This window comes from Vibrio sonorensis (assembly GCF_001854765.1).
Classification (GTDB): domain Bacteria; phylum Pseudomonadota; class Gammaproteobacteria; order Enterobacterales; family Vibrionaceae; genus Vibrio; species Vibrio sonorensis.
In genome coordinates, this window is the sequence record NZ_LJJE01000022.1 from 177,416 (window position 1) to 189,594 (window position 12,179).

Below are 12,179 nucleotides of genomic sequence, written 5' to 3' on the forward strand. Positions count from 1 at the left end.
AATGGCGTGATTAACTAGATCGTTGAGTTTCTTTAACCAGTGCTCTCGCCATACCTTTAAAAATAAAAAGGTGGGCGGGCATCATCGCAAACCAATAGAGAAGACCTCGAAATCCTTTTGGATGCCACCACGCCGTGATGTGAAGTGATCGATGTGTTTGGTGGTCTTCGATATTGAATTCTAGTCTCCCTAGCCCAGGTCCTTTCATACCAAAAAGCAACGAGAGCGCTTTGGGCTTTTCACATCGAATCACTTTCCAAGAGTCAATATAGTCACCAAGTTGAAGCTGCTCCCCTTGGGGAGAGCGCCTTACAGGAACGCCACCACCAAAAAACAGATCTAACCACTCTCGAATTCGCCACAAAATATTGGCAAAAAAATAGCCGTGCTCTCTACTGCCGATTTTGGTTACCGTGTTCCAAAGTTCTTCGCAAGAACAACTCGTATCAATAGACGCTCCGGTGTGTTTAGCATAATAACCAAAACCCGGTTGCCAGCGCTTGAGTGCGGCAGGCTCAAAGCCCCAGACTTTGCTTTTAACAAACTCGCCTTCTTGGTCCAGTGTTTCCTGCACCATCTGTTGGAAAGGGATCAATGATTGTGGGTATTGGTGTTCGATTTCTTCTGTATTGGCAACATAATCGTGCTTTAAGCCAGCGAGCAGAGCACTTCCGATAGAGGAAGGGACGGAAGTAACAAGACTGAGCCAATAGGAGGCCATTTCCGGTGTTAAAAGTCTGGTTGAGATCAGTTTGATCGGTTTGTTACTGCAGTCCGCAATAATTTGAAATTGCTCAGCATAACTGATGGTATCAGGCCCACCGACTTCGAATAGTCGATGTGTCGTGGGGGATTCGCCACTGATGGCTAGTAAGTAGTGGTTGAGGTTTTTCAGCGCGATTGGATTGGCTTTTGACTTGACCCATTTTGGCGTGATTAACAGTGGGAGATTGTTAACGAAGTCACGCATGATCTCAAATGCTGCAGAGCCGGGACCTATAATCACGCCTGCTCTAAGCTCAGTAATAGGAACACCCGCTTGGCGAATAATATCTCCGGTCATTCTTCGCGCTTTCAAATGTTCCGAATGTCCGGTTTGAGGCTGTATAGCACTGAGATAAATCACGTGTTTAACAGCGCTTTGCTTAAGAGCTTGTTTGAAATTGTTGGCTAGAGAAATTTCGTAATCAAGAAAATCGTGCCCATGTGCCATGCCATGAACAAGAAAAAAAACTAGGTCGAAGTCTTGTATCAACGCCTTCGTCGCCCTAGCATCTGCAAGATCTAAATAGACCAAGTCTAAGTTGGGGTGCGATTTTACGCGAGCAGTGAGATAGTCGATTTGTCTAGCAGCAGCGGTAACTTGCCACTCTTTTTCTAACAACCAAGGCAATAGTTGAGAGCCCACGTAGCCCGATGCGCCCAGTACCAGTACTTTTTTCATCTCCGTCTCCAACTTACCTTGTTTGTTTTACTAAGATACTGGTTTATTTTTGTTTTTCCTAGTTGTCAGTGAGATGAAGTCCTGAAGGAGTGGCTTGAAGCAAACTAGGAAGTAAATACTTGGAAACTAGCCTAATATTTCTATTGGTTGATTATGTAACCATGCGTATAATTTGCCTATTAAAATCCCTCGCAATGTCAATGTCTTACTCCTAGGTGGTCCCAGATGTCAGCCGCACAAGTTTTAACCCATACCAGTGGTGACTTTTTTAAAAAGCTCGTTGCTATCGCCCTGCCAATCACTTTGCAAAGTATCATGTTCTCAAGCCGAGGGTTGGTTGATGTTTTGATGTTGGGGCAGCTAGGTGAAGCGGAAATTGCTGCCGTTGGCGTCGCAGCACGAGCGACTTTTGTTACTACCATCATGTTAGTCGGGGTCACTACTGGGGGAGCCATACTCACCGCTCAATACTGGGGAGCGGGGGAGACTAAAGGCGTAAGGGAAAGTACCGCATTAACTTGGGTGATCTCGATGTTTTTTGCCTGCTTTACCGCCGCTCTTTTTATCTTCTTCCCATCGCAAGTTATGGCATTGACGACAGACTCTGCCCAAGTCAATCAATTGGGTAGTAACTATCTTGTCATCACCTCTGTCTCTATGTTTGCCGTGGCTTGTGTGGCGAGTATGGCTGTCGGGTTACGGGCGATGCATAAGCCGGGTATCAGTACTTTTTTTAGCGGTATTGGTATCGCCTCGAACATCATCCTCAATTACGTGTTTATTTTTGGCAAGCTTGGCCTTCCACCAATGGGCATTGTAGGTGCTGCTTGGGCAACCGTGATCAGCGGAGCCATTGAGGTTGGATGCTTATATGGCTACTTGTACTTGAAAAAGCACTTACTCGCGTTTGGTCGCGCGGATATTGCCGCCGTTTGTGATTGGCAGAAAATTGTTCGTTTTTTGAAGTTATCTATGCCGACCACTTTTAACTTTCTCGCATGGGCTGGTGGCCTGTTTGCTTATCATGCAATTATGGGGCAATCAGGGGTGCAGGGATTGGCTGCTCTGTCAGTGATGACACCTGTTGAATCTATTGCATTGGCAATGATGATAGGGTTGTCCAATGCGGCTGCCGTGTTAGTAGGTAATCAAATCGGTGCTAAAAAGTACGATGAGGTGTATTACCAAGCTTGGGGAGTCAGCTATTTAAACTTATTTGTCGGTGTAATAGTCGCAGTGGTTTTGTATTTTTCCCAGAACTTGGTTTTGGATGCCTTTAGTGCACTGAGCCCTGAGACCAGACTGCTTTCTGAGAAGTTTATGGCTATTCTTTGCGTCGGTGTGATTCTGCGCTCTATTCCTATGATGACCATAGTCGGTGTGTTAAGAGCTGGGGGGGATGTTAAGTTCTGCCTCTATCAAGACCTAGTCGCACAGTGGATGATAGGGATACCATTAGCCGCATTTGCGACCTTAGTTCTGGGTTGGCCACCAGAAGCGGTCTACGCGCTATTTCTCACCGAGGAAGTGATCAAATGGATGGGTTCTCTGTATAGGATGAAAGGCAAAAAATGGATTCGCAATTTGATTGAAAATTAGAAGTTACGCGTCAAAAAGAAGCAAATAGATGCATATCCTGTGATCCAGTATCCAAAATGCTTCCTACCGAGAGCGAATTAGTGTAGATTCTCACCCCACGTTTTAATCGATTGCGAGATGTTTAATGTTACAACTTACAGACCTTTGCAAAGGCTATGTAGATGGTGGTGAGTTTCACCCAGTCTTACAAGGGGCTGAGTTGACGTTAACGCAAGGTGAGCAAGTTGCCCTTATGGGTGAAAGTGGTTCGGGTAAAAGTACTCTGCTCAATCTGATCGCTGGTCTCGATACGGTGGACTCTGGTGAGGTTGTTTTTCCTAACTTTGTTATGCACGAAGCGGCAGAGACTCACCGAACTTCGTACCGCCGCAACAATATTGGACTCATCTTTCAGCAGTTTAACCTTCTTCCAACATTGAACATCGCTGATAACATTCGCTTTTGTCGACAACTGAAAGGCCTTCCTGAAGATCAAGGTTTATGGCGTCAGATCCTTGCGGCGTTAGACTTAATGCCACTACTTGGCCGCTACCCAGAAGAAGTTTCGGGAGGACAACAACAGCGTGCTGCAATTGCTCGCGCTCTCTATATGGAGCCTAAGCTGCTTCTTGCCGATGAACCAACGGGTAGTTTAGACGAGCGCAATGCAGAGGCGGTTATGCGACTGTTGACCACTTTGACTCGACAGTTAGAGTGCACGCTTTTACTCGTCACACACAGTGAGAAAGTCGCAGAACATATGGATGGTCGCATTCGTCTGCAAGGAGGACAACTCCATGTTATGGCCCATAGTTAAAGCACTATTAGGCCATTACAGACGTTACCCCTTTCAAATCCTGCTTGTTTGGTTAGGTTTAACTCTTGGTGTCTCTCTTTTAGTGGGGGTCACTGCTATTAACCACCACGCCAAACAGAGTTATGAACACGGAGAAAAGCTTTTCTCCAACCCTCTTCCATATCGAATTCGAACCAAACACGTCGCACAGAAAATTCCACAAGGATTTTACATTCAGTTGCGCCGTGAAGGCTTTAACCAGTGTGCGCCTTTTGAGTCTATGCGCGTTCATACCGCCTCTGGAACCGATCTGACCTTAGTGGGTATCGATCCTGTGGCTATGCTCCGCTTAGAGCCGGGAACGGAACTCAAAGATCTAGACACTCTGCACTTGATGCGACCGCCATATCCCATACTTGTAAGCTTAGAGTTAGCTGAACATATGGGTTGGCAGAACAACGACTCAATTTTGTTAGAAGATGGTAGCCGTTTAGGACCGATTCTCGTCGATAGACGAGAGCTGCTAAATGGCACGCGAATTATTGCTGATATCTCTTTGTTGAGAATGCTCAAGCGAAGCTCAGGGATATCGGTTATCGCTTGTGGTGAAATGCCTTCTGACAAACTGAACAAGCTGAAAGACAGTTTGCCAAATGGCATGGTTATGAGCAGAAGTTCGCGTGCTGAGCTGGAATCTCTGACGCAAGCTTTCCACCTAAACTTGAGCGCAATGGGAATGTTAGCCTTTTTGGTTGGGCTCTTTATCTTTTACCAAGCTATGTCATTGTCTTTAACTCAGCGTCAGCCATTGGTAGGGATGTTGAGACAGACAGGGGTTTCGGGTTGGCAGCTTACTCAGGCGCTAACTTTAGAGCTAATTGTTTTGATTATGGTCAGCTGGTTGTGCGGTAACGTGTTTGGTATGTTGTTGGCAAATCAATTGATTCCAGCCGTTTCTGCAAGTCTTGCCGATCTATATGACGCCAATGTCAGCGTACAGGTCAACTGGAGTTGGGCAGCCAGTAAATACAGTCTCTTGATGACGATCTGTGGAGCACTGCTCTCTTGTGCTTGGCCGCTCGTTCGCTTACTGCGTTCTCAACCTAATCGATTAGCAGCGCGACTGTCGTTAGTACGTTTTGCTGGGCGAGAATTTACGATACAAGCGCTAATCGCATGCGCCTTGTGTGTAGCTGCGATTGCAATTTACCAAGCCCCTAAAACGCAAGAGACAGGTTTTGCGATTATCGGTTTGATGTTACTGAGTGTTGCACTTATCACGCCGTTTATCGTTTGGCGCGTGTTTACCAGTTTCTCTTATACTCTGCGCTGGGTGAAAGTGCGCTGGTTCTTTGCTGATGCTGCGGCAAGTATGAGCTATCGCGGTGTTGCGACTATGGCGTTTATGTTGGCCATGGCGGCGAACATTGGCGTAGAGACTATGATCGGCAGCTTTAGAGATACAACCGATAAGTGGCTGACGCAGCGCTTAGCCGCCGATCTCTACATCTACCCTAACAACAGTGCTGCGCCTCGAATCAATAACTGGTTGATAAAGCAGCCGGAAGTGACCAATGTCTGGTGGCGTTGGGAGCGAGAAGTTAATACCAATCGAGGTGCTGTCCAAGTAGTGAGCACCGGGCCTTCGGAAGGTGAACTGGAGGCGATGACGGTCAAGCTGGGTATCCCGAACTATTGGTATCAATTGCACCACTCCAGAGGGGTGATGATAAGTGAGTCGATGGCGTTAAAGCTCGACATACGTCCGGGTGACTATCTGCACCTATCAGAATCTCTCGGCGGTGGATGGCAGGTGGTCGGCGTATACTACGACTACGGTAACCCATACCACCAAGTGATGCTGTCACATCGAAACTGGTTGTATGGCTTCGCGGGAACGGGAACTGTCGGACTGGGTGTTGTACTTGATGAAGGGGTCAACTCTCAAGGTCTGAAGCGAAGGTTGGAATCAATTTTCAGGCTAAATTCAGAGCGAATATTTGATAACAGCCATATCCACCAGCAAGCCATGCACGTGTTTGATAGAACCTTTGCGATTGCTGATACTCTGGGCAACATTACTCTGATCATAGCGGTATTTGGTATTTTCTTCGCCACCCTAGCGGGAGAGGTATCTAGGCAACGGCACATTTCCCTTCTGCGTTGCTTGGGTATGTCGGGTAAAGAATTGATTCTAATGGGTAGTATGCAGCTGTTTGTGTTTGGTGCCATTTCGATACTTATCGCTATGCCACTTGGGCTAAGCTTGGCCCAATTGGTGGTAGATATTGTGATCAAACAGTCTTTTGGTTGGACCTTGGAGCTCCAGTTTATTCCTCATGAGTATATACAGGTCATCGCGTTGGCAATGGGATCATTAATGGTGGCAGGTGCAATACCTGTACTTCGCTTAGTGCGCAATACGCCGATGAAGCAGTTAAGGGAATCACTGTAGATGAAAAAGTATTCTGGCCGAAGAAAGTACACGCTGTTTGCCGTTTTGTCGTTAATTGCAACCTCCTTAGTGGTTGGTGTACTTGCGCTGAAAGATGTCATGGATGAGCCTGAACAAGGCAGTGATATCGCTTCTCTTTTTTTACCGCCTGAGAAAGAAGTTTTTGAACCAGTACTCCCCAACAAAAGTGTCATTCTTCCCCAAGACTTTCGTTTTCACAACGAGTTTCAGCACGAATGGTGGCACTTCTTTGCCAACGTTGAAGACAATGATGGTAAGCAATATGGGGTGCAATGGAGTTTCTTTCGCATTGCCAATGATGATAGAGAGCGCACAGGCTGGTTGAGTTCTCAGCTCTATATGTCTCACGTGGTGATATCTGATCACAACACGTCGTGGAAAGAGCAGCGTTTATCTCGCGGTGGAATAGGGCAAGCGGGAATGACCAATCAGCCTTTCCGCGTATGGATTGATAATTGGCATTGGCGCTCTTTGGGAACGACACCTTTTCCCGGACAACTACTGGCAAAAACAGATGAGTTCGCACTTGATTTACGCGTTGTTGCCAATGGTCCTTTTGTACTCCCTGGGGAACGCGGGTACGTAAACAAACACGACTTATTGCCGGTTGCTTCGTACAACCTCACGGCCCCTTTTCTTAGGGTAAATGGCCTTCTTAACTTGGGACCAGACAAGAGAGTTGAAGTCAAAGGCAACGCATGGATGAGCAAGGAGTGGGGGACTGGTCTCTTAGCTCAAGGCCAGCAAGGCTGGGACTGGTTTGTCTTGCACTTAGACGATGAAACCACGCTGTCAGTGAGTCAGTATCGCCATCGCTCTCAACTACCTCACCTGTTTGGGACGCTGTCGACCAATCACGGTAAAGTGACTCATCTGGGGCCTGAACAGTTAAAGATATCGCCAGTTAATTTATCTCAGCTTGCGATTAATAAAAATATTCCGACCAGTTGGCGGATAGAGGTCCCTGATCACGGAGTGGATGTTGTTGTCGATGCACATAATCCAAGTTTGTGGCTCCCGTTCGTAACCCCCTATTGGGAAGGCCCAGTCAAAGTGTCTGGCTCGCATAATGCAAGAGGCTTTATGCAGCTCACAGGCTATTGATATTTCAGACAGTATTATTTGTATTAAAGTTGGTCGAATTGTTAATAAATGCAATTCGGCCATTTTTTTATCCTATAAATTGCCTATACTGATCGAAGGAAATGCCGTGTTGTTTGGCAGTAATCTTCGGAAATATCGAAGTTAAACCTCTAAAGAAGCGATTTTTCCTTAACTATGGTTGTATATACACTCAAGCATATTCTTTGTTAATCGTTTATTAACATAATAAATATAAGATAAATCTAAGGGCGATATCATGAGTGATATTATTCGCGACTTCTTTAAGATGGAGTCCGCAGGGGGCATTATTTTGGTGATTGCTGCGGCAATCGCAATGACTATTGCAAACACACCTTTAAATGAAATGTATCAGGGTGTTTTGCATTCTTACGTTTTGGGCATGTCAGTATCTCACTGGATTAACGATGGCTTAATGGCTGTGTTTTTCCTTTTGATTGGTCTTGAGGTTAAACGTGAGCTTCTAGAAGGCGCGCTTAAATCGAGAGAGACAGCAATCTTCCCTGCTATCGCAGCGGTCGGAGGTATGCTAGCACCAGCACTGATATACGTGGCGTTTAACGCACAAGATCCAGAAGCAATTAAAGGTTGGGCAATCCCAGCAGCGACAGACATCGCTTTTGCGTTGGGGATCATGGCGCTGTTAGGTAAACGTGTGCCAGTAAGCTTAAAAGTATTCCTTCTCGCTTTGGCCATCATTGATGACCTAGGTGTGGTTGTAATTATTGCACTATTCTACACTGGCGACCTGTCGACGTTGGCGCTAGCGTAGGCTTTGCAATGACAGGTGCACTGTTCTGGTTGAATGCCAAAAAAGTAACCAAACTACTTCCGTATATTATCGTCGGTGCAATATTGTGGTTTGCTGTTCTCAAATCAGGCGTCCATGCCACCCTTGCCGGCGTAGTGATTGGTTTCGCGATTCCACTTAAAGGTAAACCGGGTGAGCACTCTCCGCTTAAACACATGGAACACGCTCTGCACCCATACGTAGCGTTCGCAATTCTGCCAATCTTTGCATTTGCTAACGCAGGTATTTCATTAGAAGGCGTTTCTCTAGATGGTCTAACTTCAATGTTGCCTCTTGGTATTGCACTGGGTCTATTGGTTGGTAAACCTCTGGGAATCTATACGTTTAGCTGGGCTGCTGTTAAGTTTGGCGTGGCTAAGTTGCCAGAAGGGGTGACATTTAGCCAAATCTTCGCCGTGTCTATCTTGTGTGGTATCGGATTTACTATGTCGATATTCATTTCTTCACTGGCATTTGGCCCAGGGAACCCGGACTTCGACACGTATGCCAGACTGGGTATCTTAATGGGTTCAACCACAGCGGCGATACTCGGTTATGCACTGCTTAGTATGTCACTGCCGAAAAAGGCGAAAGCATAATTAAAAACGCCCCGATTATCGGGGCGTTTTACTTTCTATTAGCTTGCTATTTTTCTTTGACAGTAAAAATGGTCCAAGCTTCGACTACTTCTTCTTTAAGACCCACTACTGTGGCTGTCACCTTTCTATTCACCGCATGTGATGCAGGATCATCCCCATCGGCTTCTAAGCGTGTTTCACCATAGCCGACGACTCTCACTCGATCCTCACTAATGTCGTAAGAAAGAAGTTTGTCTTCGACGGCATAAGCTCGGCGCTTGGACAATTCGAGGTTGTACTCTGGAGAACCGACGGAACTAGCGTAACCTTGAATTTCTATGGAAGCGGTTTGATAGGTTTTAAGAAAATCCGCCATGGTTTGAATCTGGTTGGAAAAGATAGGATTGATTTCCGAAGAATCATGGGAAAAGAGAATGCGAAGTTGACGCTCGTCTTCCTCACGTACCGTTTCACCGCATCCGTCGTTGTCTACATCGGCTGCCAATGGGGTTCCTGGACATAAGTCTCTCTCGTTGATAACGCCATCTCGGTCATCGTCGAGCAAGTCAGCCATTTGCACGGCCACTGGGGTATCCTTGTAAGGGTAGTTATCTTCCGCTGATGCTGGAAAGATCACGGTGACTGCAAGGATACTAAAAGCAATTGCTGTCAGTTTTTGCATAACTAGTACTCCACTGCTTGGTTCCATTCATCTGGAACATCGACTCTTAACGCATCGAGAAGAACACCAGTGGCATTCATCACGCGATACTTTGCGTACTGCTCTGAATAGTGAGCATCCAGATAATCTTTACGCGCTTCGAAAAGCTCGTTTTCGGTGTTTAATAAATCAAGAAGGGTTCGCTGACCGATTCGATATTGCTTTTCGTACGCAATAACCGTTTCAGATGCAGAATCTACGTGGTCGGCTAGAAAGTTTTTTTGTTGGAGCGTGAGATCTAGAGCGCTCCATGACAATCTTAAGCTCTCTTCAACTTGGCGATAGGCGTCATCTCGTAAGTCTTTGGCTCGGTTTAACTGGTAAGCTGCACGTTCAGACAGCGCACTATCAGTACCACCGTTGAACAAGTTATAGCGCATTCTGAGCATGGCGAGGGTTTCGTCACTGCTGCCCCGATCACCACCTGCATCATCTCTCCATGTTTGGCTAGCCTCAATGGAGAACGTGGGGTAGTAGTTGCCTTTGGATTGCTTGTATTGGTATCGAGCAGAATCGACATCCGTAGCAGCAATGCGAATTACTGGGTGGCTATCGAACGCTTGATCTAAAGCATCGGCAAGCGATAGTGGTAACATCTCTTCGTCTGCTCTTGGGTAAATCAACCCAAGAGGAGATTGTCCTACCAAGCGTCTAAACTGGGTATGGGTATCAACCAAATTGTTTTGTGCCGCGAGCAAATTACCATGGGCTTTTGCTATACGCGCTTCAACTTGTGAAAGGTCAGCGGTTGATCCAATACCAGATTCAGCTCTTTTCTTTATATCTCGATAAATTTCTTTGTGCACGGCGAGGTTACTTTCCGATAACGCAAGTATCTCAGTGGCTTTCACTGCTTCTAAATAGACGTCAGTGACACGCAACGCCATGTCGGAAGCATCAGCGAGTATTTGATAACGGATCGACTCGGCGTCCGCCGCTGTTCTGTCCATATCATTTAGTGTTGCTGATCCATCCCAGATTAACTGCGTAAGAGTTAATGTGGCTTCTTTACGAGTTAAATCGGTATCTGGTCTTCCGGTTGAGTCTGCTGGGTTTATTCCCTCGTATCCAATACCAGCGTCAAGATCTAGGCTGGGAAGGTAAGCACCGCCAGAGGCATCGTGTTGCTTGAGTGCACTAGCGTACTCGTTGAATATACTTTTCATTTCTGGGTTGTTTGCCAGAGTTGTGGCGACGGCTTGCTCCAATGTTTGACCGGAACTACCAAAGCTTGCCGCAATGGCACAACTGAGCACAATAGGTTTTTTCCAGTTCACGTGACTCTCCTTAGTGAGTTACGAGCCACGCAATGAATCACACCCTACTTTTCACGCACTGCTGTAGCTCTTTTTCTTGTTATTGGAAGCTTAGTAGACCCCTTAAGAAAATGAGAACTGATTGTGGACAAACCTTTGATGTATTCAGTATGACTGTTTTGCCTATGAATAGGACTTTGTTGTTATTGATTGGAATGTTATTAAAAATCGAGCTATTTTGAATGTAGATCAAAAAGTGTGCGTTCCGGTTTCTGAGTTTGGCAGAAACTGGTTTCTGTCGTATGCGGTGGGGGAAACGGTCTATGAATATGGCAACCTTGGCGCCATTCTTATTGGCGAACACGACCATAGTAATTGATACTAACGGTCAGATTCGGGCGCTTCTTCCTGGAGAAATTCCAGGGCCGGGAGAAGTGATAGTAACCATAGGACAAGGAGCCACTGCGGCTACCGATGTCGATGTTCAAGCAGAGCTGGTAACGCCTGACGGACAAACACCTCTCGACTTAGACAATGAAATTGCAGCCATTATTGGTGCGATTGAAGGCGGCGTCGATCCTACCCAGAATGAAGATTTTGCCACTGCCGCAGGGGGACAGCAGGGGTCAAGTCCAACGGGCTCGGGTGATATTGAGAGAACGGGTAACGAAACGATTGCAGAAACTAGCTTCGATACTAGCGGGCTTGAGTCTCAGGGGTTATCCGAAACTCAAAGCCTAACCTTACTTGATATTGTCGAAGACACTATTACGACGCAGGCGATTGTTATCGGTGATGATAATGTTGCCGTTGATGAGACCGATGTTCCCGTTGTAGTCAACGGAACGGTAGAGGCAACTGATACTGACGATCCCACCTTTATTCCTCAAACTGATGTCGCTGGTGACAACGGTAGTTTCTCTATCGATGAAGACGGCAACTGGACATATACCGCAAATAGCGCGTTTAACGAGCTCAACATCGGGGATTCTTTAGTTGATACTTTTGAGATTACCGCAGCGGATGGCACAGTCTCCAGCGTGACCGTGACGATTAACGGCACTAATGACCTTCCTCAGTTTGAGTTAGACGACGAAGCTAGTGATTACTCGTTTAGTTATTCTGAAGGAGTTGCTGCTGGAGAAACCGTTGGTCAAGTATCTGCAACCGATCCGGATAACCAAGTATTAGCTTTTAGTATCAGTACTAATTTACAAGACGGTGACAACAACGATCTATACCAAATAGACCCGATTACCGGAGAGATAAGTCTCACCGCGGAAGGCGCGGCGGCTTTTACCAATGATTTTGAAACCTTAGAGAATGCACACTCGATTGTAGTGACGGTGACAGAAGTGGATGGAGCGGGTACGCCGCAATCAGTTGATGTTACGGTTAATCTTAACGAGTTGGATGTC

General features: G+C 46.4%; 8 protein-coding genes and 1 pseudogene. 6 read left to right on the plus strand and 3 right to left on the minus strand.

The genetic code is table 11. The annotated features are described in order from the left end of the window. Nucleotides 1–10: 10 nt before the first annotated feature. Entirely contained in the window at nt 11–1,444 is a 1,434-nt protein-coding gene (locus BLO31_RS04570; protein ID WP_070963089.1) for a DUF2867 domain-containing protein, read from the minus strand. A 225-nt stretch (nt 1,445–1,669) separates the two neighbouring features. Here BLO31_RS04570 and BLO31_RS04575 point away from each other — a divergent pair, with 225 nt between their 5' ends. From BLO31_RS04575 to nhaA, 5 genes and pseudogenes are all read left to right on the plus strand, one after another. Further along, the gene (locus tag BLO31_RS04575; RefSeq protein ID WP_070963090.1) at nt 1,670–3,043 is read left to right on the plus strand and encodes an MATE family efflux transporter; all 1,374 of its coding nucleotides are present in this window, start codon (nt 1,670–1,672) and stop codon (nt 3,041–3,043) included. 124 nt (nt 3,044–3,167) lie between these two features. Next, nucleotides 3,168–3,839, plus strand: coding sequence for an ABC transporter ATP-binding protein (locus tag BLO31_RS04580; RefSeq protein ID WP_070963091.1), 672 nt, complete (start codon nt 3,168–3,170; stop codon nt 3,837–3,839). Further along, nucleotides 3,820–6,273 carry an ABC transporter permease gene (locus tag BLO31_RS04585; RefSeq protein ID WP_070963092.1) on the plus strand — a complete coding sequence of 818 codons (2,454 nt, stop codon included), beginning with the start codon at nt 3,820–3,822 and terminating at the stop codon, nt 6,271–6,273. Before BLO31_RS04580 ends, BLO31_RS04585 begins: the two co-directional genes overlap by 20 nt. Then, the gene (locus BLO31_RS04590) at nt 6,274–7,398 is read left to right on the plus strand and encodes a lipocalin-like domain-containing protein (protein ID WP_070963093.1); all 1,125 of its coding nucleotides are present in this window, start codon (nt 6,274–6,276) and stop codon (nt 7,396–7,398) included. 256 nt (nt 7,399–7,654) lie between these two features. Then, nucleotides 7,655–8,805 (plus strand): annotated as a pseudogene (gene nhaA, locus BLO31_RS04595) (Na+/H+ antiporter NhaA). Between the two features lie 46 nt (nt 8,806–8,851). Here nhaA and BLO31_RS04600 read toward each other — a convergent pair. After that, nucleotides 8,852–9,466 carry an OmpA family protein gene (locus tag BLO31_RS04600; protein ID WP_070963094.1) on the minus strand — a complete coding sequence of 205 codons (615 nt, stop codon included), beginning with the start codon at nt 9,464–9,466 and terminating at the stop codon, nt 8,852–8,854. 2 nt (nt 9,467–9,468) lie between these two features. Further along, nucleotides 9,469–10,782: a TolC family outer membrane protein gene (locus BLO31_RS04605; RefSeq protein WP_070963095.1), complete on the minus strand. Its 1,314-nt coding sequence runs from the start codon at nt 10,780–10,782 to the stop codon at nt 9,469–9,471. Nucleotides 10,783–11,084: 302 nt separating this feature from the next. On the opposite strand from BLO31_RS04605, the gene BLO31_RS04610 reads away from it, so the two are divergent. After that, nucleotides 11,085–12,179: VCBS domain-containing protein (locus BLO31_RS04610; RefSeq protein ID WP_217495099.1), on the plus strand; the 1,095-nt coding region annotated here is incomplete at its 3' end.